Origin of the sequence: Pseudomonas sp. Irchel s3a10 (assembly GCF_900187525.1) — a bacterium.
GTDB classification, from domain to species: Bacteria; Pseudomonadota; Gammaproteobacteria; order Pseudomonadales; family Pseudomonadaceae; genus Aquipseudomonas; species Aquipseudomonas koreensis_G.
Map to the genome: position 1 here is coordinate 186426 of NZ_FYDR01000006.1, position 22285 is coordinate 208710.

Consider the following 22285-nt stretch of genomic DNA (forward strand, 5'->3'; position numbering starts at 1 on the left):
TCTTGCGCTCCACAGGACTACGTTCGACGTGAAAAACACCTCAGCCAACAACAAAAAATCCCCTTGGTTGCCGCTGGCTCTGGCGCTGGCGGTCAACGCCGCCGTGCCGCTGGCCTTCGCCGCTGAAGCCATTCACATCCGCGCCCAGCCGCTGGGCCAGGCTCTGAGCGAACTGGCCCAGCAAACTTCGCTGCAAGTGTTTTTCAGCCCGGATCTGGTCGCCGGCAAACAGGCGCCGGCGGTTGACGGCAATCTTTCCCCCGAGCAGGCGTTGCGCCAATTGCTTCAGGGCAGCGGCCTCGACTATCAGATCAACGAAGGCTCGGTGACTCTGGCGCCAGTCGCAACCGCCGCCAGCAATGGCCCGCTGGAACTGGGCGTGACCGACATCAAAGTGGTCGGCGACTGGCTCGGTGACGCTGACGCCGCCGTGGTGCAGAACCACCCGGGCGCACGCACGGTGATCCGTCGCGAAGCCATGGTCGAGCAGGGCGCGATGAACGTCAGTGATGTGCTCAAGCGTGTGCCCGGCGTGCAGGTGCAGGACTCCAACGGCACCGGCGGCAGCGACATTGCGCTGAACGTCGGCGTGCGTGGCCTGACTTCGCGCCTGTCGCCACGCTCCACCGTGCTGATCGACGGCGTGCCGGCCGCGTTCGCACCGTACGGCCAGCCGCAACTGTCGATGGCGCCGATCTCCTCGGGCAACCTCGACAGCATCGACGTGGTACGCGGTGCCGGTTCCGTGCGTTATGGGCCACAGAACGTCGGCGGGGTGATCAATTTCGTCACCCGCGCCATTCCGGAAAAAGCCACCGGGGAAATCGGCACTACCCTGGAAACCACCCGTTACGGCGGCTGGAAGCACATCGACACGGCGTTTCTCGGCGGCACCGCCGACAACGGCATGGGCGTGGCGCTGTTGTATTCCGGGGTCAATGGCAACGGTTACCGCGAGCGCAACAACGGTAACGATATCGACGACGTGCTGCTCAAGACCCACTGGGCGCCGACCGATCAGGACGACTTCAGCCTCAATTTCCATTACTACGATGCCAGCGCCGACATGCCCGGTGGCCTGACGCAGAAGCAGTACGACGACAAGCCGTACGACTCGGTGCGCGATTACGACAACTTCAGCGGTCGGCGCAAAGACGTGTCGTTCAAGTGGATTCGGCAGATCGACGAGCGCACTCAGGCAGAAATCCTCACCTACTACACCGACAGCTTTCGCGGCAGCACCATCGCCGCCCGCGACCAGAAAACCCTCAGCTCGTACCCGCGTTCCTACTACACCCTCGGTGTCGAGCCGCGGGTGTCGCGGGTGTTTGACGTCGGCCCGACCACCCAGGAAGTCAGCGTTGGTTATCGCTACCTGAAAGAGGCGATGCACGAGCAGTCGAGCCGTCTGGCGCTGGTCAACAATCAGCCGGTGGTCACGCCGACGTCCGACGGCCATGTATTCCAGGACCGCACCGGCGGCACCGAGGCCAACTCGGTGTATGTCGACAACAAGATCGACGTCGGCAACTGGACCATCACCCCGGGCATTCGCTTCGAACACATCAGCACTGACTGGCATGACCGCGCCGTGCTCGACACCGCAGGCAAACGCGTGCCGGAGAAAAACCGCAGCATCGAAAGCAACGAACCGCTACCAGCGCTGAGCGTGATGTATCACCTGTCGGACGCGTGGAAACTGTTCGCCAACTACGAAACCTCGTTCGGCAGTCTGCAGTATTTCCAGCTCGGCCAGGGCGGCGCGGGTGACCAGACCGCCAACGGCCTGGAGCCGGAAAAGGCCAAGACCTACGAGATCGGTACGCGCTACAACAATGACGTGTGGGGCGGGGAAGTGACGCTGTTCTACATCGACTTCGATGACGAGCTGCAATACATCAGCAACGATGTCGGCTGGACCAACCTCGGCGCGACCAAGCACCAGGGCATCGAAGCCTCGGTGCACTACGACATGGCCGCGCTGGATCCGCGTCTCGACGGTCTGACCGCCAACGCAGGTTTCACCTACACCCGTGCGACTTACGAAGGTGAAATTCCGGGCTTCAAGGGACGTGATCTGCCGTTCTATTCGCGGCAGGTGGCGACTGTGGGCTTGCGCTACGACGTCAACCGCTGGACCTACAACATCGACGGTTTCGCCCAATCGAAACAGCGCTCACCGGGCACCGGGGTCAACGCCGATGGCAGCTTCAACGGCAACTACATCACCGAAGGCACGGCCGACGGGCAATACGGCGACATCCCGGGTTATGTGACCTGGAACGTGCGCGGCGGGTATGACTTCGGGCCGCAGGTGTCGAACCTGAAGCTCGGCGCCGGGGTGAAAAACGTCTTCGACAAGCAGTACTTCACCCGGTCCAGCGACAACAATTCGGGGATGTATGTCGGTGCGCCAAGGACGTTCTTTGTGCAGGCCAGCGTCGGTTTCTGATAACGCCTGACCCTGTGGCGAGGGAGCTTGCTCCCGCTGGACTGCGCAGCAGGCCCGATTTTTTGGGGTCGCTTCGCAACCCGGCGGGAGCAAGCTCCCTCGCCACAATGATGCTGTTCAGACTTTGAGTGTTTTGCCGCCAATCGCCACCGCCACCAACAGCACCGCCATCAACCCGAACGCAAAACTCAAACTGCTGGCATGCGCGACAAAGCCGATCACCGCCGGCCCCGCCAGAATTCCTGCGTAACCCAGCGTGGTGATCGCCGGCACCGCGATGCTTTCCGGCATCACCGTCTGCTTGCCCACCGCCGTGTACAGCACCGGCACGATGTTCGAGCAGCCGGCGCCGACCAGCGCGTAACCGAGCAGCGCGGCTTCCCAGCTCGGGGCGAAGGTCGCCAGAAACAGACCTGCCGCTGCCAGCAGCCCGCCGAACAGAATGATCCGCGTGGCACCGACACTGCGCACGATCCGGTCGCCCAGCAAGCGTCCCGCCGTCATGGTCAGGGCAAACGCGGCGTAACCCAATCCTGCATACGCCGTGTCGATCCCGCGTTCCTGGGCGAGAAACACCGCGCTCCAGTCCAGCGCCGCGCCTTCGGTGAGGAACACGATGAAGCACATCCCGCCGATGAACAGCACGATGCCGTGGGGAATGGCGAATGCCGGGCCGGAACTTTCGCTGCCGTACGGCAGCATGTGCGGCACCGCTTTGAACAGCGCGCCGATCAACACCGCCACCACCACCAGCATCGCCGCCAGCGGCGTCAGCCCGAGGCCGAGCAGGGCGCTGACACCGGCCGCGCCGACAATCCCGCCGAGGCTGAACAGGCCATGAAACCCCGACATCATATTTTTGCCGCTGGCTCGCTCGACGATCACCGCTTGCAGGTTGACGGTCGAATCCACCGTGCCCAACCCGGCGCCGAACATGAACAGCGTGGCGATCAGCGCCGGTATCGACGACACCGTCGCCAGCAACGGCAGTGCCGCGCAAATCAGCAGGGTACCGCCGGTGGCGACTTTGCGGCAGCCGAAGCGCGTGGCGAGAATCCCCGCCAGCGGCATCGCCAGAATCGAGCCGACCCCCAGGCACAGCAACAGCAGACCCAACGTACCCTCATCGAGCCCGGCGCGGGCCTTGGCGTACGGCACCAGCGGCGCCCACGCGGCAATGCCGAGGCCGGCGATGAAAAAAGCGATGCGCGTCGACATCTGTTGCAGGCGTCCGGGGACGAAGGTGTCTTGGGGGTTGAGGCTGGTCATATCGGTCCTTGGCAAAAAACGTCGCGTCCCCGAATGACAGTGATAGCGCGTCGAGGTTCGATCGCAGGTCTCGGGGCGGTGCAACCGATATCCTAACCTGTAGGGATGAGTCTGCTCGCGATAGTGGTGTGTCAGCCAAAAAATATAGTGAATGACACACCGCCTTCGCGAGCAAGCCCGCTCCCACAGTGATCTGCGCATGACAGCAGATTTGTGAGCGCCCGCCATTTAATGTGGGAGCGGGCTTGCTCGCGAAGGCGGTGGCTCCGGCAATGAATAGGGCGCCTGACACCCCGCTATCGCGAGCAGGCTCACTCCTACAGGGGATCGCGGTTTACAGTAGGTGCTTCGACTAGGTGAGTGAGGCTAGTGATGACGCAGTTCTACGATGCACGGGGCAATATCTACGGGGTGGTTTCGCCTCAGGCACTTCGTGAGGCGGGGATCGATTTGCCTGTCGGTGCCGCGCAGTGTGCCTTGTCGAGAAAGGCATGGAGTCAGGCAGCCATTGCGCTGTGCTGCGACTGGCCTGAGGGGCGGCGTCCGGCGGGGAGCAAATCGCACCGCAGCGATGGCCTGCTGATCGGCCCGTTTCAGTCGGCAGCGCCGTTCGACGTGCTGATCGTCAACACCGACGGCACCTTGGCCGAGCGCAGTGGCAACGGTCTGACGATCTTTTCCCAAGCGTTGCTGGAGCAGGGGCTGATGCCGGAAGAAGGCGCGTTGCTGAAGGTGCATCACGACAAGGGTGATGCTGTGCAAACCGTGGTGAAACCGGCCGCAGTCGAAGACGCTAACGGCTTCTGGCTGGACCTCGGTCAACCGGGCTTCGGGCCTTCAGCGGTGACCGCCCGGAATGTTGAAAGCCGCGAATTCAATGGTCATGAAGTGAGCCATGTAAAACCCTTGGCGCAGCTCGATCCCGCGTGGCAGCACAGCCAGTTTGTGCGCATCGGCAACCCGCATTGTGTGACGTTGTTGAGCGACGTCGCCGAGCTGCCGAGCAACTCACAAATGCGCGAATCGCCCTTGGCTGAAGGCCTGACCGGAATCGCCTACGCCATGCCGACTGGCGCCGGATTGCCATGCCCGGCGGGCGTCAATCTGCAATGGGCCGCGCTTGAGTCCGCGCAGCGCATCGTCGCCCGAGTATTCGAGCGTGGCGAAGGGCCGACGGCGTCTTCCGGCACCAGTGCCAGTGCGGTGGCGTGTGCGGCATGGCGAGTGAATTGGGTGACGGCGGGGGAGGTGGAAGTGATCATGCCCGGCGGCACCGCGCCGATTCTGCTCGAAGAAGTGCACGGAGAGCTGGTGCGGGTCAGGTTGTTCGGTGCGGCGCGGTTGATGGGCTGAGTTCTGAATCGTCATCGCTGGCAAGCCCGGCGCCCACATTGGATTCAGGTGGACACGAATAATGTTTCCACACAAAACCCTGTGGGAGCCTGGCTTGCCAGCGATGAGGCCCGCAGAGTTACCCTGTCAAATGAGCCTTGAACAACGTCACCGACACTACATGATCATCCTGCACCGCCAACCAGAGCAGTGCACGTGGCGAAAGCTCATCCTCGAAACATTCAACAATCACCGTGTGCGCCGAACTGGCCTGTAGCGCCAGCCTTTGCGCATGTTTCAACTGGCGCTTTACCGCGCCACTCACAGGAATCGGTGCATGCCCAGCGCGCACTTTTTCACAGAAGGCCTGTGCGACTTCACGGGGTGTCGGTGGGGGCGGTGAGGTCAGGCCGGCTTCGTCGAACAGCCGATTGAGTTGCTCCGCTGCGCTGACCGCCCGAGGAAAACCGGCAAATGCCGAGGCCTGCAACAACACTTCGGTCATTTCGCCGGGCGCCAGCCCCGAGGCCATTCCCGTCTTGAGGTGCACACTCAGCGGCGGACCGACCATCCCCGAGGCGACAATTGCAGCAAACGATACGGCTTCACGCAAACGCGGGTCGAGGCCGGGGCGCGCATGCAAATGCCCGTAAACCACACCCACCGCCAACTCGCCCAACGCGGGCACGGTGTGAAACAGTGCATCGAGACGAGCGCCTCCATCGGGTACAAGTCCGGTAAAGGTATGACGGCCTTCTTGGTACAGCGTGGCCATGGGAGAAGGTTTGTGATTCATGGAGAAATCCTCAAGCCAATGAGGATGGCGGTTGATCAACTACGCACGAACTTCAGCATGAAAAAGCGTCCATCGAGGTGGGGGGAAATCGGCGTCATCGCGACGCCGATATGATTATCCTAGACGAACTCCACCACCGGCATCTGCCGCTGCATCAGCACCTTGCCGCCGCGAATCGAATACAGCGGCAGGCCCTGGCTGCGAATAACCTCGTAATCGCTGTCCGCCGACAGAATCAGCAGGTTCGCCGGGCGCCCCTCTACCAGCCCATATCGCTCGCCCAGGTGCATGGCCTTGGCGCTGTTGTCGGTGACCAGATCCAGCGCGTTCTGCAGGTTGCGATAGCCGAGCATGTGGCAGATGTGCAACCCGGCTTCCAGCACGCGCAGGATGTTGCCGTTGCCCAGCGGATACCACGGATCGACGATCGAGTCCTGGCCAAAACACACGTTCATCCCGGCCTCCAGCAATTCATTCACGCGGGTCACGCCACGGCGTTTCGGGAAGTTGTCGAAGCGCCCCTGCAGGTGAATGCTTTCGGTCGGGCACGAGACGAAGCTGATCCCGGAATGCCCGAGCAGGCGAAACAGTTTGGCGCAGTAGGCGTTGTCGTAAGAGCCCATTGCCGTGGTGTGGCTGGCGGTGACCCGCGCACCCATGTCGCGGCTGCGCGCCTCTTCGGCGAGCACCTCAAGAAAGCGCGAGTGCGGGTCGTCGGTCTCGTCGCAATGCACGTCAACCAGGCAGCCGGTGCGTTCGGCCAGGTCCATCAGAAACTTCACCGAACTGACGCCCTGATCACGGGTGTACTCGAAATGCGGAATGCCGCCGACCACATCGGCGCCCATGCGAATCGCTTCCTCCATCAGCTCGCGACCGTTGCGGAACGACTCGATGCCCTCTTGCGGGAACGCAACGATTTGCAGGTCGATCAGCTGCCGGGTTTCTTCGCGCACTTCGAGCATCGCCTTGAGCGCGGTGAGTTGCGGATCGGTGACGTCGACGTGGGTGCGCACGTGCTGGATGCCGTGGGCGGCCAGCGCCTGGATGGTTTTCTTGGCGCGGGTTTTGGTGTCTTCTTCGGTGATGGTGACCTTGCGCTCGCCCCAGCACTCGATGCCCTCGAACAGCGTGCCACTCATGTTCCAGCGCGGCTCGCCAGCGGTCAGCGTGGCGTCGAGGTGGATGTGCGGCTCGACGAAGGGCGGCACCACCAGATTGCCGCCGGCGTCGAGGTCGCCGGGGTTGAGGGTCGGGGCTTCGGTCTGGCGGCCGATGCTGCGGATCAGGCCGTCTTCCAGGTGCAATTCGTGCAAACCGTCCTGGTTGCGCAGTCGGGCGTTGATGATGTGCATCAGGCGAATCCTTCTTATAGGTCTGGTAGTGGCGCACTGGCGCGACGGGCGCCGAGCAGGCCGGTGACGATGACATACGTTAGCGCGGCGGCGGCAATCCCTACCAGCGGCGCGACCCAGGGCGAGTGGAACGCGGCGAGCGTGCCGACCGCGTAAGCCCCCAGCCCCGGCCAGTTGAACGCCGGTAGCCGTGCGTCGGCCAGCCGCGGATAGCGCCCGCGCCAGCGGAAGAAAAAGTCGGCCATGATCACCCCGCCAATCGGCGGAATCACCGTGCCCAGCAGAATCAGGTACGGCACCAGCATGTCGTACATGCCCAGCAGGGCGAGCAGGGTGCCGATCACCGCGCCGGCCAGGGTCACGGTTTTGCGCCGTCCGGTGCGCAGCAGGTTGCAGCCGGCGACGGCAAAGTTGTAGATGGTGTTGTCCTGGGTGCTCCAGATATTCAGCAACAGCATCGCCATCGCGGCCATGGCGAAACCTTGCAGCAGCAACACTTCAACCACGTCGGGCTGCTGATAGACAATCGCACCGTAGGCGCCGATCAGCACCATCAGGCCATTGCCGATGAAAAATCCGATCAGGCTGGCCAACACGGCAACGCGTGCCGAGCGTGAGAAGCGGGTCCAGTTGGTCGCCTGGGTCGCACCGCTGACGAAGGTGCCGAACACCAAGGTGATGGCGGTCGACCAGTCCAGCGAACCCGTCGGCACCACGCTGAGCAAACCTTCGAGGCCGCCGACTTTTACCGTCGCGACCAACATCGACAGCATCAGCAGCAACATCATCGCCGGCACCGCGATGTACGACAGAATCTCCAGACCGCGATACCCGACATACGCCGTGGCGCAGAACACCAGGCCGAACAGCACCATCAAACCGAGCACCGCGCCTTGCTCCAGATCGAAGTATTTGCCGAGCACCACGGCGGCGGTCGCAGTGCCCCAGGCGTACCAGCCGATCTGGGTGAAACCGAGGATCAGGTCGCTGAGCTTGCTGCCAACTTCACCAAAACAGAAGCGCCCCATCAGCACGGAGTTAAGTCCGCTCTTGAAGGCGATATAACCGAGGCCCGCCGCATACAGACCGAGCAGCAGGTTACCGACGATGATCACCGCCAGCATCTCGCCAAAACTGAAGGCGACCCCAAGCTTGCCGCCGGCAAACATGGTTGCGGTGAAAAATGTAAATCCCAGTAACACCATGGCGGTCGAGGCCAGGCCTTTTCGCGCGTGCATCGGGACTTCGCTGAGGGGGTAATCGTTGCCGGGATCGTTCTGCGTCATGGGGCGTTCCTTGCTGAAAGGGGGGGACGCGGGGTGGGTTGCAGTGGTCGTGCCAAGCTACGACATTGCGCGTAGGTATAGACGAGGCGGTGATATTTGGCGCGAAAACGGTGCACCTGAACGCACCGAAGCCCAATGTAGGAGCTGCCGCAGGCTGCGATCTTTTGATCTTGTTTTTTAAGATCAAAGTCAAAAGATCGCAGCCTGCGGCAGCTCCTACAGATGTATGTGTGTGGGGTCAGAGGAAGCGCAGCAGGGCGGCGACGATGGCTTCCGGGGCGTCCTCCTGGACCAGGTGGCCGGCGTTGGCGATTGGGTGAAATTGCGAACCGGGAATCATCTTGTGCAACGCCCGACCACGTTCGAACGGAATCCACTGATCGGCTTCACCCCAGAGAATCTGCACCGGGCAGCGGATGCTCGGGTACAGCGGTTCGGCCTCGCGGGTGTAGCGCTCGTCCATCTGCGCGATCTGCCGATAGAACGCCGCTTGCCCGGGATTGCCGAGCCACGGTTGCACGTAGGGCGCAAGTTCAGCATCGGGGATGTCGCGGTGAATCGCCCCGCGAATGTAAGTCGGGACGATCGCGCGCTGAATGTAATCCGGCAGGCCGCTGAACGCCGCTTCATGCTGGCGCACATGCTGCACGAACGGCGAACCCCACGGCGTCAGCGCCACCGGATCGATCAGCGTCAGGCTGCGGTAGTCCTTGCCATTGAGCAAATGCGTGCGCAACGCGGTGGCACCGCCGAAGTCGTGGGCGACCACGTCCGGGCGCTGGATGTTCCAGTGATCGAGCAACTGCGCGAGAAGTTGATTCTGCACGCCGAGGGAAACATCGGCATCCGGTTGTGCGGAGCGTCCGTAGCCCAGCAGGTCGAAATAATGCACCCGATGACTGGCAAAGAAATGCGGCACGATGCGGTGCCACACGTAAGACGAGAACGGCGTGCCGTGCACGAACACCAGTGGCGGGCCGTCACCGCGCACGGCGTGGCGCACCGGATGCCCATTGAAATCGAAGACCTGATCCAGCAGCCAGTCTGTCATCGGCCTGTCCTCTTGGCGGGGTTGAGCCAAAAAGCATAGGCATAAAAAAACAGCCGTGAAGGCTGTTTATTCATTTACTGACACGCCGCCTGTCCCTGTGGGAGCGAGCCTGCTCGCAAAGACATTGTGTCAGTCAACATTTGTGCGACTGGCAGACCGCATTCGCGAGCAAGCCCGCTCCCACAGGTTTTTCGGTGATCTCTGGATCAGGTCACTCACCGCGATAGATGCAACCGCTGGTGCAGGTCTCGTGAATGCGGATCGCGCTGAGTTCCGGCAGCAGTGGCTTCATTTCATTCCAGATGAATTTGGCCAGCACTTCGCTGGTCGGGTTTTCCAGGCCGGGAATGTCGTTCAGGTAGTTGTGATCCAGACGCTCGTACAGCGGCTTGAAAATCGCCTTGATCTCGGAGAAGTCGCGGATCCAGCCGGTGTGCGGATCGAGGTCGCCGCTCAGGTGCAGCGCCACTTTGAACGAGTGACCGTGCAGGCGTCCGCACTTGTGGCCGTCCGGGACGTGCGGCAAGCGGTGGGCGGATTCGAAAGTAAATTCCTTGAAGATTTCCACAGTATTTTCGGCTCTGTTCAGGTGGCGTTCGCCGCAGCGATTCGGGCAGGCGGCGAGTTTACCAGCTTGTGTTTGGCGATGCGGGAAAACACTGACTAAAGGGTCAGCAAGCGCTCGGCGAGGCGACCGTTGGCGGCCAGTTCGAGAAACTCGTCGCCCAGTCGGCGGCTCTCGTCCATCGCCGCGTGCCAGTACTTTTGGCGGCTCGGCGCATCACCCATGAAGCGCTTGAAGTCATTACGGTCGGGCAGTTTGCCGTAGGGCAGGCGTGCCAGATATTCCTTGGATGGCGCGAGCAACAGCACGTCCTGCAAGCGCTCGACCGACGCGCGGCGCCACGGCAGGGTCTTGTCGAACCAGCCCGGAATCACCCGGTCGGTGAAGTGCGGATAAAGCACGATGCCGTCGCCGCTGTAGGGCAGGTCGAGGTGGTAGTCGAGCAGCCCGCCATCGCGGAACGTGCCGGCACCGGCACCCGGCAGGTCGCGCACGCCTTCCATGACCATCGGGATCGAGCCCGAGGCCAGCAGCGCCTGACGCAAGTTGCCGGCATTCAGGGCGACGAAGCGCGACGGAAAGTCATTCAGCGCATTCACCGGCGGGGCGAGGCGCGGGTCGTGAATGATCAGCCGTTCGAAGTGCCGCGACAGCCGCGCGCGACCGCGCAGGTTATCCGCGATCACCGAACCCAGCGCCAGACCGAGGCGGCCACGATGATCGTCGGCCAGGCGTCCGTGGCTTTTCACCACCATGATGTTCAGACGGTAGTCGGCATTGTTGAGGATGCTGGCGTCGCGGCCGTCGAGCAGGTCATTGAGCATGCGCTGCGAGCTCTGGCTGATCGCGGCCATGGTCACGCCTTTGTTGAAATTCTGCTCGGCGTACAACTGACCGAGGCGGCGGATGCCTTCGGCGGCGTCCGGCAGGCAGGCGCTGGCGAAGCGCCAGGAACCGACCGACGCGCCGATCAGCGAGCGCTCACGCGGCGCGCTCGGCAGCCATTCACCGAACAACGCCAGGTCCAGCCCCTGAATCCCCAGAGCCTTCGGCCCGCCGGCCGCACCGGGCAGGGTGCCGACGTCAGCGGCGTTCAGACCCTGAGCGCGAATGCGCGCCATGGCCCGTGGGCCGGCCTTGAGGGTGAGGGCGGGGAACTTGATGTGGATGGCAGTCATACCGGTCTCGATCGTTAGCAAGCGAACAATTATAAGCACATGTTGCAAAACACTGTAGGAGTGAGCCTGCTCGCGATAGCGGTGTATCAGACATATCAATGCTCAATGACACATCGCAATCGCGAGCAGGCTCACTCCTACAGGGGAAATGGGTTGCTCTGGGACAATGATGGCAATTCAGTTTCAGTTAAGTTCGCACCGCTATGGTGCCCACCGTAGCTGCACATAAAAATACGGAGACACCCATGAGAACCCTGACTGCCCTGTCCATTGCCTCGATCATCGGCCTGACCGCCAGCCTCGCCCATGCCCGCGATCTTGGCCCCGATGAAGCCCTGCGCCTGCGCGACGCTGGTACTATCGTCTCCTTCGAGAAGCTCAACGCCACGGCGCTGACCAAACATCCGGGGTCGACCATCACTGATACCGAGCTGGAAGAGCAGTACGGCAAGTACATCTATCAGATCGAAATGCGTGATCCGCAAGGGCTGGAGTGGGACCTGGAATTGGACGCTGTGACTGGGCAGGTTCTCAAGGATCATCAGGATACGTAATGAAGGTTAATGTTCGCGCCACCCGCCGCACGGCGCTGGCGCTGGTGATGTGTTGTTCGACGGCCATGGCCCGCGATCTCGGTCCGGACGAAGCGCTGGATCTGCGCAAGCAGGGCGTGATTCTGCCGCTTGAGCAAGTGCTGCAGCAGGCAATGGATCGTTACCCCGGCGCAAAACTGCTGGAAGTCGAGCTGGAAGAAAAACACGACGTCTACATTTATGAAGTCGAGTTGCTGACCGTCGAAGGTGTCGCCCGTGAGTTGCACCTGAAGGCCGATACCGGCGAACTCGTGAAAGACAAGGAAGATTGACTGATGCGTTTGCTACTGGTGGAAGACCACGTGCCGCTGGCCGACGAACTGATCGCCGGCCTGCAGCGCCAAGGCTACGCGGTGGACTGGCTGGCGGACGGGCGCGATGCGGTTTATCAGGGCAGCAGCGAGCCCTATGACCTGATCATTCTCGACCTCGGCCTGCCCGGCGTTCCCGGGCTGGAGGTGCTGGCGCAATGGCGGGCCGGTGGCCTGGCGACCCCGGTGCTGATCCTCACCGCTCGCGATTCCTGGGCCGAGCGCATCGAAGGCCTGAAGGCTGGCGCCGACGATTACCTGACCAAACCGTTCCACCCTGAAGAACTGCACCTGCGGGTGCAGTCGTTGCTGCGCCGCTCCAAGGGCCAGGCCAACCAGCCGACGCTCAAGGCCGCCGGCCTGCATCTGGACGAAGGCCGCCAGTGCGTGATCCGCGACGGCAGCGAGATTCAGCTGACCGCCGCCGAATTCCGCCTGCTGCGTTATTTCATGCTGCACCCGGAACAGATCCTGTCGAAAACCCACCTCGCCGAGCACCTCTATGACGGCGAGACCGAGCGTGACTCCAACGTCCTCGAAGTTCACGTCAACCACCTGCGGCGCAAGCTCGGCAAAGCGGTGATCGAAACCCGTCGCGGCCAGGGTTACCTGTTCGGCGGGCAAGCTTCGTGAGGTCGATCCAGCGCCGTTTGAGCCTGGGATTGATCAGCGTGATGGTGATCGTCGGCCTGGTGCTGGCGCAAACCAGCCTGTGGTTGTTCGAAGTCGGTTTGCAGCGTTATCTCGAAGCCGGCCTGCGCAACGACAGTGAAAGCCTGCTGGTCGCGCTGGTGCGTGGCCCGCAAGGTTTGCAACTGGATGAGAGGCACCTGTCGCCGGCCTATCAGCGACCGTTTTCCGGGCATTACTTCCGCATCGATTTTGCCGACAGCCACTGGCGCTCGCGTTCGCTGTGGGATCAGGATCTGCCGCTGCTGGAGCACCCGGGTTTGCACAGCAACCTGCAACTGGGGCCGGACGGTCAGCAGTTGCTGGTATTGCGTTCGGATTATCGGCGTCTGGGACAGTCGATCTCGATCAGCGTCGCCCAGGATTACACCCCGGTGCGCGAGAGTTTCCAGCGCATGCGCCAGATCGGCCTCGGTCTGGGCCTTGCCGGTTTGCTGCTGATTCTGCTGCTGCAACGGCTGACGGTGCGCCGCGCGTTGAAGCCGCTGGAACGCGCGCGCGAGCAGATCGCCCAGTTGCAACAGGGCCAGCGCTCGCAACTGGACGATCAGGTGCCGGTCGAGCTGGAGCCGCTGGTGGCGCAGATCAACCATTTGCTGGCGCACACCGAAGACAGCCTCAAGCGCTCGCGCAATGCGCTGGGCAATCTGGGACATGCGCTGAAAACCCCGCTGGCGGTGCTGCTGAGTCTGGCGTCGAGCGAGAAACTCGATGCCCACCCGGAGTTGCGCCGAATCCTCAAGGAGCAACTGGAGCAAGTGCAACAGCGGCTCAATCGCGAACTCAATCGGGCACGGTTGTCCGGAGATGCGCTGCCCGGTGCGCTGTTCGACTGCGATGCCGAACTGCCGGGATTGCTGGCAACGCTGAACATGATCCACGGCGAGCATCTGGCGCTGAGCTACGTTGCGCCGCCGGGGCTGCAATTGCCATGGGATCGCGAGGACTTGCTGGAGCTGCTCGGCAACCTGCTGGACAACGCCTGCAAATGGGCGGACGCCGAGGTGCGTCTGAGTGTGATCGAACGTACTGACGGCTACGCCCTGAGCGTTGAAGATGACGGGCCGGGGATTCCTCAAGAGCAGCGCACTCAAGTGTTCAGCCGTGGCACGCGGCTCGATGAGCAGACTGACGGGCATGGTCTGGGGCTGGGGATTGTGCGCGATATTGTCGAGACGTGGGGCGGGTTGCTGGTATTGGGCGAGAGTGAGTGGGGCGGGTTGAAGGTGGTGATCGAATTGCCTAAACGCTAACCCCGGCCTGCCAAAGAACTGTAGGAGTGAGCCTGCTCGCGATTGCGCCGATACATTCGAAATCAATGTGTCTGACAAACCGCTATCGCGAGCAGGCTCACTCCTACAGGGACGGATGGTTTTCAGACCCGGAACTGATCCATCAGACTCTGCTGCTGATTCGCCAGACTGTTCAGCGACTGGCTCACCCGCGCCGACTCGTTGGCCTGTCCGGACAGCGATTCGGTCACGTCGCGAATGGTCGCCACGTTGTTGTTGATCTCCTCGGCCACCGCGCTCTGTTCTTCCGCCGCGCTGGCGATCTGCAGGTTCATGTCGCTGATCACTGTCACCGCGTCGCCGATCTGGCGCAGTGCGGTCACCGCTTGCCCGACCTGTTCGACACTGCCCTGCGCCTGACGATGGCTGTTGCCCATCGAACCGACCACATCCTGGGTACCGGTCTGCAATTGCTCGATGACCTGACGGGTTTCTTCCACCGACTCCTGCGTGCGGCGGGCGAGGTTGCGCACTTCGTCGGCGACCACGGCAAAACCACGCCCGGCTTCACCAGCGCGTGCGGCTTCGATCGCCGCGTTGAGGGCCAGCAGATTGGTCTGTTCGGCGATAGCGCGGATGGTTTCCAGCACGGTGCCGATTTTCTCGCTGTTGGCGGCCAGGCCTTCGACCTGAACCATCGCCGCGCTCATGTCGGCGGCGAGGGTGTCGATACTCGCGGTGGTGCGGTCGATCACGGTCAGGCCCTGGCGGGTGGCGCGGTCGGCGTCCTTGGCCGCTTCGGCGGCTTGCGCGGCGCTGCGTGCGACGTCCTGCGCGGTGGCGCTCATTTCGTGGGAGGCGGTGGCGACCTGATCGACCTGACGGTATTGCTGCTCCATGCCGGCGCTGGTCTGGGTGGCGATCGCCGAAGACTGGTCGGCGGTGTTGCGCGCGTCCTGCACCGAGCGTTTCACTTCGGCGATGATCGGCTGCAACTTGTCGAGGAACTTGTTGAACCAGCCAGCCAGTTGACCGAGTTCATCCTGCTTGTCATAGGCCAGACGCCGGGTCAGGTCGCCTTCGCCACTGGCGATGTCTTCAAGCATGTTGGCCACGCCGAGGATCGGTTTGGTCACGCTGCGCGCCATCAACCACACCAGTAGCAGGCCGACCAACGCCGCTAGCACGCCGAGGCTCAGTTCGATCAGGGTGCCGGAGTTGTTGCTCGCATCCAGTTGCTGCTTGAGCGCTTCGGCGCGGCTGACCAGCACCTTTTCCGGCACGTCGAGCAACACGGCCCACGACGGCCCGCCGGGGATCGGCTGGAACGGCGACAGGACTTTCAACTGGCCGTTGCTGTGCAGGCTGCTGACGCTGCTGCTGGCCGCGAGCTGACGCAACAGTTCGGCACCACTGACGGTGTCCACGGCATCCAGACGCTTGCTCAGCTTGCTGGCGTCCGGGCTGTAGCCGGCGAGCAGGCCGGTGGGGCTGATGATGCTCACGGCGGTCTGGCCGTCGTAGAGTTTTTTGCTCGCGCCCTGGCTGATCGCCTGCAGGCTGTTGAGGTTGATGTCCACCGACAGCGAGGCGATGACTTTGCCGTTGACCATCAGCGGGAAGACGATGCTGGTCATCAGCACGTTCTGGCCGTCGATCACATAGAAGTACGGTTCGATCACGCACGGTTTGAGCGTGGTGCGCGGGCAGGTGAACCAGGCGTTGGCCGCCTGACCGCTGGGGCCGGTGCTGGTATCGGTCATGTCGCTTTCCGGCAGGGCCATCGAGGTGACTTTGCCGGGAGTCGGCTGCGACCAGTACAGGGCGAAGCGGCCCTTGTCGTTGCTGCCGAGTTCAGCCTGACCGGCGAACAGTTCATCCTTGCCATCCAGCGCGTTGGCTTCGAACACCAGCGACAGACCGAGCAGATCCGGGTTGGCCTGCAGGGCGGACTTGACCTGACGGGTCATGTCTTCGCGCAGGTCGAAGGCGTCGAGGAAGCGCTTCTCGGCCTGTTCACGCAGGAACAGCACCTGACGCGAGAAGCCGTGGCCGTATTGATAGGCGTCCATGAACTGCTGGCGAATCCCGGCAGCCTGCACTTCGCCTTGCGATTGAATGCGCGCTTGGGCCGACTCGGTCAGCATCTCCATGCTCGAAGCCTTCACCAGCTCGGAGCTGTGCTCCATGCGGTACAGCGAAAGACCCACCAGCAGGGTCACGATGCCCGCCAGGCACAGGCCGGCGAGCAGGGTGATTTTCCATTGAATGGAAAGTTGTCTGAGCGACATGGAGACGTCCTTATTCGATAAATATCTGAGACTTTGCACTGTAACGGCCGCGTTTCGGCTTTCTTTATTGTTCAAGTGCAATATGACTAATTGCCGCATGCAACCAATCCCCTGTAGGAGCTGCCGAAGGCTGCGATCTTTTGATCTTGTTTTTTAAAAATCAAAATCAAAAGATCGCAGCCTTCGGCAGCTCCTACAGGGTTGTTCATCGGTTGTTACATTCGGTTGCTTTGACACCGCCGCCACTCTGCGGCACAGTGCGCGCCCTTCTAATAAGACCCTCTTTGCAAATCCGCCGGTTAACCGTGGGCGGACTCATCCTGTCTGGCGGTGATATTTCATCGCAGTGTTTTTGAGGTAGTGAAATGAATGCAGTGATTGCTGCGGTCGGCGTCATGCTGATCCTCAGCCTGTCCCGCGTGCACGTGGTGATCGCCCTGATCGTCGGTGCGCTGGTCGGTGGCCTGACCGGTGGTCTGGGCATCGACGCCACGCTCAAGGCGTTCAACAGCGGCCTGGGTGGCGGGGCGACGGTGGCGTTGTCCTACGCATTGCTCGGCGCTTTCGCCGTGGCGATTGCCAAGTCCGGCCTGGCCCACGCGCTGGCCGACAAGGCCCTGGCGATGGTCGACCGTCAGCACTCGACGGGCGGCGGCAGCGTCAAGTGGCTGCTGATCGGCCTGCTGTGGGTGGTGGCGATTGCCTCGCAGAACATCCTGCCGATCCACATTGCGTTCATTCCGCTGCTGGTGCCGCCGCTGCTCTATGTACTGACCAAGTTGCAGCTGGATCGCCGGCTGATCGCCTGCGTCATGACCTTCGGCCTGATCACCCCGTACATGGTGTTCCCGGTGGGGTTCGGCAACATCTTCCTCAACCAGATCCTGCTGGCTAACGTCAGCAAGGCCGGGGTCGACATCAGCCAGATCAACGTCATGCACGCCATGGCGATTCCGGCGCTGGGCATGGTCTTCGGCCTGTTGCTGGCGGTGTTTTTCAGCTATCGCAAGAAGCGCGTTTACGATCTGCAGAAGATCGAACAGGTCGAGCAGGTCAGCGTGGCGTACAACCCGAAGACCATTGGCATTGCCGGCCTGGCGATTGCCGCCGCGTTCATCATTCAGCTGCTGCTGGACTCGATGATTATCGGCGCACTGGCCGGGTTCCTGATCTTCTCGGCCTCGGGCATCGTCAAATGGCGCGAGACCGACGACCTGTTCACCGAAGGCATGAAGATGATGGCGATGATCGGCTTCATCATGATCTCCGCTTCGGGTTTCGCCGAAGTGCTCAAGGCCACCGGCGAAGTGCGTTCGCTGGTGGAAAGCGCGGCGGCGTGGATCGATCACAGCCAGGCGATCGGCGCGTTGTTGATGCTGCTGGTGGGCCTGATGGTGACCATCGGTATCGGCTCGTCGTTCTCCACGGTGCCGATTCTGGCGGCGATTTTCGTGCCGCTGTGCGTGCAACTGGGCTTCAGCCCGATGGCCATCGTGTGCATCGTCGGCACCGCCGGGGCATTGGGCGATACCGGCTCGCCGGCCTCCGACTCGACGCTGGGCCCGACCTCGGGTCTGAACGTCGATGGCCAGCATCACCACATCTGGGACACCGTGGTTCCGACCTTCCTGCACTACAACTTGCCGCTGCTGGCGTTCGGCTGGGTGGCGGCGATGGTCCTCTAAACCCGCCAATCCTCTGTGGGAGCGGGCTTGCTCGCGAAAGCGGTGTATCAGAAACATAAATGTTGACTGACACGACGCCTTCGCGAGCAAGCCCGCTCCCACAGGGGAATGCGGTGAATCCCCCGCTCAACTTTTGCTATTGCGTGCCGTTAACGCCTTTAACCACGCCAATAAAACCAAAAGAGTGAGCCCCCCCAATGCGCTTGAGTCTCAAGGCCAAAGTCCTGTCCCTTGCCGTCCTGCCGGTGCTGCTCTTTGCGCTGGTCATCAGCCTGACCATGCTGTTCATCCTCCAGCAGCAGGCGCACACCGAGGTCGAACAGACCCGCGAGCGCTTGCTCGCCGACGCCAAGGCCACGCTGCAAAGTTACGTCGCCGTGGCCATGACCACGATCAAACCGCTGTACGACGCAGCCGCCCCCGGTGACAACGCGGCGCGGGCGCAGGCGATCAAGTTGCTCTCGGGCATCCGCTACGGCAAGGACGGCTACTTCTTCGGCTACGACTCCGAGACCGTGCGCCTGTTCAAGGCCAACGACCCCGAAGGCGTGGGCAAAAGTTTCAAGGACAACCGCGATCCGAATGGCGTCTACGTCAACCTCGGCCTGGTGAAAGTGGCGAAGGACGGCACCCACTATCTGCAATACAGCTCACCGCTGCCGGGCAATGCCAGCGTGCTGGTGCCGAAACTCGGCTACACCGAATACCTGGCGAAGTGGGACATGGCGGTCGGTACCTCGGTCAACCTCGACGGCATTGAAGCGCAAGTGGCGGTGGTCGAGGCGCAAGTGCAGGAGCGCATGCAAGGCGTGATCCTCAGCATCGTTGGCGTGGCGGTGCTGGTGCTGCTGGTGATCGCCGCTGCGGGGATGCTGCTGGCCAACGCCATTCTGCGCCCGCTCAACCTGATGAAAGCCAACCTCGACGACATCGCGGCGGGCGAGGGCGATCTGACCCGCCGGTTGAACATCACCAGCCAGGACGAACTCGGCGAACTGGCCGGCTCGTTCAACCGCTTCGTCGACAAGATCCACGGTCTGGTGCGGCAGATCACCGAGATGACCACGCAACTCACCGGCCTGGTGACCCAGGTGTCGGATCAGGCCCAGCGCTCGGATCAGGCGATGGAGCGTCAGCGCCACGAGACCGATCAGGTCGCCACGGCGATCAACGAGATGTCCGCCGCCGCCCAGGAAGTCGCCAAGAGCGCGCAGAACGCCGCGGTCGCTGCGCAGCAGACCGACGAAGAAGGCCAGAGCGCCAAACGCGTGGTCGCCGGCAGCATCAAACAGATTCATGCGCTGGTGGATGACATTCGCAGCAGCGGCGTGTCGCTCGACAGCCTGCAGCAGGACGTGTCGTCGATTGTCGGTGTGCTCGGGGTGATCCGCTCGATTGCCGAGCAGACCAACCTGCTGGCGCTCAACGCGGCGATTGAAGCGGCGCGGGCCGGGGAGGCCGGGCGCGGCTTTGCGGTAGTGGCGGACGAAGTGCGGGCGCTGGCCAGCCGTACGCAGATCAGTACCCAGGAAATTCAGGGCATGATCGATCGCCTGCAAGCGGGTACGCAGTCGGCGGTCGAGGCGATGCGCCGTTCCAGTGAAGCGGGCGATGGCACCTCGGCGCAGGCCAATCAGGCCGGGGCGTCGCTGGACGCGATGGCCGATCTGATCGCGACCATCAACTCGATGAACGCGCAGATCGCCAGCGCGGCCGAGGAACAAACGGCGGTGGCCGAAGAGATCAACCGCAGCGTGCATCAGATCGCGGTGGCGGTGGACAGCGTGGCGGACGAGACCCAATTGGGCGCGCAGACTTCGCGCAGTCTGGCGGAGCTGGGGCAGCGGTTGGGCAAACTGGTGGGCCAGTTCCGCATTTAAAAAACTCTGCAAAAAACCATTGTGGGAGCGGGCTTGCTCGCGAAGGCGTCATGTCAGTCAGTATTTTTGTATCTGACACACCGCCTTCGCGAGCAAGCCCGCTCCCACATTGGGTTTTGTGTAGGGCTCAGGGCCTGTCCCAGTACGGCACTTCGCCGAAGCACTCGACAAAGAAATCGATCACCGTACGCACCTTCACCGACAGCCGCCGGCTCCCCGGCCACAGCACCGCAATCTGCTGCGGCTCCAGGCTGTTCGATACCTGATATTCGCCCAGCACTGGCACCAGCGTGCCTTCGCGCACCGCCTCACCAATCAGCCAGGACGGAAACATCACCAGCCCCAGGCCTTGCTCGGCGGCCTGGGTGAGGGTGTCGGCGTGGTTGCCGGTGATCGGGCCTTTGACCGACCAGGGCGTCCAGTCGCCCTGGTCCTGACGGAAGAACCAGCGCTGCTGACCGGTCGCACCTTTGTAGGCCAGGCATTGGTGTTGCGCGAGTTCGTCGGGATGCTGCGGTGTGCCATGGCGCTTGAGATACGCCGGGCTGGCCGCGACCTGAAAGCGATGCGGCGCGAGGATCCGCGCCTGCATGCTCGAGTCGTGCATCGGCCCGATGCGAAACAGCAGGTCGGCGCCTTCCTGCAACGGGTCGACGTAATGGTCGGTCTGCTGGATGTCCAGTTGCAGCTTCGGATAGCGCGCGCACAACTGGCCGAGCCACGGCGTCAGATGACGTTGGCCGAACACCACCGGCGCGTTGATCCGCACCAGTCCGGTGGGTTCGCTTTGCTGCTCCTGCAACGCCTGCTCGGCTTCCTCCAGTTGCACCAGCACCAGCCGCGCGTGGTGGCCGAGCATGCGCCCGGCTTCGGTCGGGGTGACAGCGCGGGTGTGGCGGTAGAGCAATTGCTGGTTCAGCGCCTGCTCCATCAACTGGATCTGTCGCGAGATCGAAGAGGGCGCCACGCCCTCGCGGCGGGCGACTTCGGAAAAACTGCCGTGGTCGAGCACCGCCACAAACAGCCTGAGTGCCTTGAATCCCAGTTCATTGAACCCGTGCATGAATCATCCTGCTGTGCATGTTTCGCAAAAGTGTTGTCCGGATGCTCCCATTTATCGCACAGCTGCGCCAGCCGATAATCCGCGCCATCGTTTACTTGCACGGGTTTTGGATATGCAGACGTTGGATGAGGTGAGTGTGGCGGCGCCGGCGACCCGGTCGTGGTTGCGCCTGTTGTTGCTGCCGCTGGTGATTCTGGCCGGCATGGGGCTGTCGGTGGAGGCCGGGTTACTGGGGCCGTTGGGGGAGCAGGTCGGGCATCTGTGGGCGACCTTGAGCATCTTCGGTGTGGGTTCGGCGATTCTGTTTTTGCTGCTGTTGTTCGCCGGCCCGCAGAAAGGCCCGGCGCTGAGCGATCTGCCGCGCTGGCAATTGATCGGCGGGTTTCTCGGGCCGATGTACGTGGTGGTGCTGACCCTGGCGACGCCGCATATCGGGATTGCGATGACGATGATCGCGATCCTGTCCGGGCAGGTCGGCAAGAGTGTGCTGATCGACCATTTCGGCTGGTTCGGCGCGACGCGCAAGAAGGTCAATGCCGAGCGCTGGCTGGCGTTGGGGTTGATTGTGGTGGCACTGGTTCTGATTGCGCGGGGTTGAGAATATGAGTCTGGTTATTTTGTTGGCAGTGGTGGTGTTGGCTGGTGCGGTATTGAGCGTCCAGGCGGCGATCAATGGGCGCCTCGGTGAAAGCGTCGGGGTATTGCGCAGCAGTTTGCTGACGTTTTTTGTCGGGGCTGTGGTCACCGGGTTGTTGATTGTGTTTTTTGAGCCGGCGCATGCGGTGAGTTTGCTCGATGTGCCGAAGTGGCAGGTCTGCGGTGCGCTGTTTGGCGTGGTTTACATGATGGTCATGGTGGGGGCGGTGCCTGTTGTGGGGACTGCGGTGGCGACTGTTGCGGTGATTGTCGGGCAGCTTGGGATGGGGATGTTGATCGATAATTTTGGCTGGCTTGGGAATCCGGCGATCGAGCTTTCGTCTTCTCGGGTGTTGGCGATGGTGTGTCTGGGGTTGGCTTTGGTTTTTATGTATCGGAGTAGTGTTCGTCGTTCTGATTGAGTTTTGGGTGTATATCCGTTGCTGCGGTAACGGCGGCTTAGGGTTCCGCCCTTACGGCGGGTCACTTTTTCCAGACGCCGAAAAAGTAACCAAAAAGGCTTTACCCTGACGTTCGGCCCTCGCCTAGGCTCGGGTTCCTTCGCTGCGGGATTCATCCGGGGGGCAGCGCCTACGGTTTGCTTCGCTGCACCTCCTCTC

Annotated in this window: 19 protein-coding genes and 2 pseudogenes; 11 read left to right on the forward strand and 10 right to left on the reverse strand. The window is 62.3% G+C overall.

Going from position 1 to position 22285, the window contains the following annotated elements; translation table 11 throughout:
- The first annotated feature begins 28 nt into the window (after positions 1-28).
- Positions 29-2452 carry a TonB-dependent receptor gene (locus CKW11_RS18865; protein WP_095138719.1) on the forward strand — a complete coding sequence of 808 codons (2424 nt, stop codon included), beginning with the start codon at positions 29-31 and terminating at the stop codon, positions 2450-2452.
- A gap of 117 nt (positions 2453-2569) precedes the next feature.
- On the opposite strand, the gene CKW11_RS18870 is transcribed toward CKW11_RS18865, so the two are convergent.
- A complete protein-coding gene (locus tag CKW11_RS18870; RefSeq protein WP_095138720.1) occupies positions 2570-3721 on the reverse strand; it encodes an MFS transporter in 1152 nt (383 codons plus the stop codon).
- A gap of 372 nt (positions 3722-4093) precedes the next feature.
- Here CKW11_RS18870 and CKW11_RS18875 point away from each other — a divergent pair, with 372 nt between their 5' ends.
- Positions 4094-5074 carry a diaminopimelate epimerase gene (locus tag CKW11_RS18875; RefSeq protein WP_095138721.1) on the forward strand — a complete coding sequence of 327 codons (981 nt, stop codon included), beginning with the start codon at positions 4094-4096 and terminating at the stop codon, positions 5072-5074.
- Between the two features lie 118 nt (positions 5075-5192).
- Here CKW11_RS18875 and CKW11_RS18880 read toward each other — a convergent pair whose 3' ends face one another.
- The 6 genes from CKW11_RS18880 to CKW11_RS18905 all read right to left on the reverse strand — a co-directional run bounded on the left by CKW11_RS18880 (position 5193) and on the right by CKW11_RS18905 (position 11284).
- Positions 5193-5849 carry a carboxymuconolactone decarboxylase family protein gene (locus tag CKW11_RS18880; protein ID WP_095138722.1) on the reverse strand — a complete coding sequence of 219 codons (657 nt, stop codon included), beginning with the start codon at positions 5847-5849 and terminating at the stop codon, positions 5193-5195.
- 119 nt (positions 5850-5968) lie between these two features.
- Entirely contained in the window at positions 5969-7204 is a 1236-nt protein-coding gene (gene codA, locus CKW11_RS18885; RefSeq protein ID WP_095138723.1) for a cytosine deaminase, read from the reverse strand.
- Positions 7205-7218: 14 nt separating this feature from the next.
- Positions 7219-8490, reverse strand: a complete 1272-nt coding sequence (gene codB / locus CKW11_RS18890) for a cytosine permease (RefSeq protein WP_095138724.1) — start codon at positions 8488-8490, stop codon at positions 7219-7221.
- Between the two features lie 238 nt (positions 8491-8728).
- Positions 8729-9541 carry an alpha/beta fold hydrolase gene (locus CKW11_RS18895; protein WP_095138725.1) on the reverse strand — a complete coding sequence of 271 codons (813 nt, stop codon included), beginning with the start codon at positions 9539-9541 and terminating at the stop codon, positions 8729-8731.
- Between the two features lie 211 nt (positions 9542-9752).
- A complete protein-coding gene (gene queD, locus CKW11_RS18900; protein ID WP_007915588.1) occupies positions 9753-10109 on the reverse strand; it encodes a 6-carboxytetrahydropterin synthase QueD in 357 nt (118 codons plus the stop codon).
- 95 nt (positions 10110-10204) lie between these two features.
- The gene (locus CKW11_RS18905; protein WP_095138726.1) at positions 10205-11284 is read right to left on the reverse strand and encodes a patatin-like phospholipase family protein; all 1080 of its coding nucleotides are present in this window, start codon (positions 11282-11284) and stop codon (positions 10205-10207) included.
- A 245-nt stretch (positions 11285-11529) separates the two neighbouring features.
- Here CKW11_RS18905 and CKW11_RS18910 point away from each other — a divergent pair, with 245 nt between their 5' ends.
- The 4 genes from CKW11_RS18910 to CKW11_RS18925 are packed head-to-tail and all read left to right on the forward strand — an operon-like array spanning position 11530 to position 14131.
- Positions 11530-11838 (forward strand): PepSY domain-containing protein, encoded by a 309-nt coding sequence (locus CKW11_RS18910; RefSeq protein ID WP_095138727.1) that lies wholly within the window; start codon positions 11530-11532, stop codon positions 11836-11838.
- Positions 11838-12149: a PepSY domain-containing protein gene (locus CKW11_RS18915; protein WP_007915591.1), complete on the forward strand. Its 312-nt coding sequence runs from the start codon at positions 11838-11840 to the stop codon at positions 12147-12149. The genes CKW11_RS18910 and CKW11_RS18915 overlap by 1 nt, the downstream gene beginning before the upstream one ends.
- Positions 12150-12152: 3 nt before the next feature.
- A complete protein-coding gene (locus tag CKW11_RS18920) occupies positions 12153-12821 on the forward strand; it encodes a response regulator transcription factor (RefSeq protein WP_095138728.1) in 669 nt (222 codons plus the stop codon).
- Entirely contained in the window at positions 12818-14131 is a 1314-nt protein-coding gene (locus CKW11_RS18925; RefSeq protein WP_095138729.1) for a sensor histidine kinase, read from the forward strand. Before CKW11_RS18920 ends, CKW11_RS18925 begins: the two co-directional genes overlap by 4 nt.
- Before the next feature lie 122 nt (positions 14132-14253).
- On the opposite strand, the gene CKW11_RS29160 is transcribed toward CKW11_RS18925, so the two are convergent.
- Together CKW11_RS29160 and CKW11_RS29165 are read right to left on the reverse strand one after the other, a co-directional pair.
- On the reverse strand, positions 14254-15009 hold the full coding sequence (locus CKW11_RS29160) for a methyl-accepting chemotaxis protein (protein ID WP_371262551.1): 756 nt from the start codon (positions 15007-15009) through the stop codon (positions 14254-14256).
- Positions 15010-15111: 102 nt separating this feature from the next.
- A pseudogene (locus CKW11_RS29165) lies at positions 15112-16500 on the reverse strand (HAMP domain-containing protein); the annotation flags it as partial.
- Positions 16501-16766: 266 nt separating this feature from the next.
- On the opposite strand from CKW11_RS29165, the gene CKW11_RS18935 reads away from it, so the two are divergent.
- The 3 genes and pseudogenes from CKW11_RS18935 (at position 16767) to CKW11_RS29175 (ending at position 19966) form a co-directional block, all read left to right on the forward strand.
- Positions 16767-18086, forward strand: a complete 1320-nt coding sequence (locus CKW11_RS18935) for a Na+/H+ antiporter family protein (protein ID WP_027613996.1) — start codon at positions 16767-16769, stop codon at positions 18084-18086.
- 278 nt (positions 18087-18364) lie between these two features.
- Positions 18365-19108: pseudogene (locus CKW11_RS29170) on the forward strand (cache domain-containing protein); the annotation flags it as partial.
- 102 nt (positions 19109-19210) lie between these two features.
- Positions 19211-19966, forward strand: coding sequence for a methyl-accepting chemotaxis protein (locus tag CKW11_RS29175; protein ID WP_371917818.1), 756 nt, complete (start codon positions 19211-19213; stop codon positions 19964-19966).
- A 127-nt stretch (positions 19967-20093) separates the two neighbouring features.
- Here CKW11_RS29175 and CKW11_RS18945 read toward each other — a convergent pair whose 3' ends face one another.
- Positions 20094-21029, reverse strand: a complete 936-nt coding sequence (locus CKW11_RS18945; RefSeq protein WP_095138732.1) for a LysR family transcriptional regulator — start codon at positions 21027-21029, stop codon at positions 20094-20096.
- A 112-nt stretch (positions 21030-21141) separates the two neighbouring features.
- Between CKW11_RS18945 and CKW11_RS18950 the strand changes: the two genes are divergently transcribed.
- Both CKW11_RS18950 and CKW11_RS18955 read left to right on the forward strand, forming a co-directional pair.
- Complete coding sequence (locus CKW11_RS18950) at positions 21142-21627, forward strand: DMT family transporter (protein WP_095138733.1); 486 nt, start codon at positions 21142-21144, stop codon at positions 21625-21627.
- 4 nt (positions 21628-21631) lie between these two features.
- Entirely contained in the window at positions 21632-22087 is a 456-nt protein-coding gene (locus tag CKW11_RS18955) for a DMT family transporter (RefSeq protein WP_095138734.1), read from the forward strand.
- Positions 22088-22285: the final 198 nt, after the last annotated feature.

What these genes read in the sequence shown, in the direction of transcription:
- CKW11_RS18870 (WP_095138720.1), bottom strand. Translation starts at nt 3,721, where the DNA reads ATGACCAGCCTCAACCCCCAAGACACCTTCGTCCCCGGACGCCTGCAA.
- CKW11_RS18875 (WP_095138721.1), top strand. Translation starts at nt 4,094, where the DNA reads ATGACGCAGTTCTACGATGCACGGGGCAATATCTACGGGGTGGTTTCG.
- CKW11_RS18880 (WP_095138722.1), bottom strand. Translation starts at nt 5,849, where the DNA reads ATGAATCACAAACCTTCTCCCATGGCCACGCTGTACCAAGAAGGCCGT.
- codA (WP_095138723.1), bottom strand. Translation starts at nt 7,204, where the DNA reads ATGCACATCATCAACGCCCGACTGCGCAACCAGGACGGTTTGCACGAA.
- codB (WP_095138724.1), bottom strand. Translation starts at nt 8,490, where the DNA reads ATGACGCAGAACGATCCCGGCAACGATTACCCCCTCAGCGAAGTCCCG.
- CKW11_RS18895 (WP_095138725.1), bottom strand. Translation starts at nt 9,541, where the DNA reads ATGACAGACTGGCTGCTGGATCAGGTCTTCGATTTCAATGGGCATCCG.
- CKW11_RS18905 (WP_095138726.1), bottom strand. Translation starts at nt 11,284, where the DNA reads ATGACTGCCATCCACATCAAGTTCCCCGCCCTCACCCTCAAGGCCGGC.
- CKW11_RS18910 (WP_095138727.1), top strand. Translation starts at nt 11,530, where the DNA reads ATGAGAACCCTGACTGCCCTGTCCATTGCCTCGATCATCGGCCTGACC.
- CKW11_RS18915 (WP_007915591.1), top strand. Translation starts at nt 11,838, where the DNA reads ATGAAGGTTAATGTTCGCGCCACCCGCCGCACGGCGCTGGCGCTGGTG.
- CKW11_RS18920 (WP_095138728.1), top strand. Translation starts at nt 12,153, where the DNA reads ATGCGTTTGCTACTGGTGGAAGACCACGTGCCGCTGGCCGACGAACTG.
- CKW11_RS29160 (WP_371262551.1), bottom strand. Translation starts at nt 15,009, where the DNA reads ATGGAGCAGCAATACCGTCAGGTCGATCAGGTCGCCACCGCCTCCCAC.
- CKW11_RS18935 (WP_027613996.1), top strand. Translation starts at nt 16,767, where the DNA reads ATGAATGCAGTGATTGCTGCGGTCGGCGTCATGCTGATCCTCAGCCTG.
- CKW11_RS29175 (WP_371917818.1), top strand. Translation starts at nt 19,211, where the DNA reads ATGGAGCGTCAGCGCCACGAGACCGATCAGGTCGCCACGGCGATCAAC.
- CKW11_RS18945 (WP_095138732.1), bottom strand. Translation starts at nt 21,029, where the DNA reads ATGCACGGGTTCAATGAACTGGGATTCAAGGCACTCAGGCTGTTTGTG.
- CKW11_RS18950 (WP_095138733.1), top strand. Translation starts at nt 21,142, where the DNA reads ATGCAGACGTTGGATGAGGTGAGTGTGGCGGCGCCGGCGACCCGGTCG.
- CKW11_RS18955 (WP_095138734.1), top strand. Translation starts at nt 21,632, where the DNA reads ATGAGTCTGGTTATTTTGTTGGCAGTGGTGGTGTTGGCTGGTGCGGTA.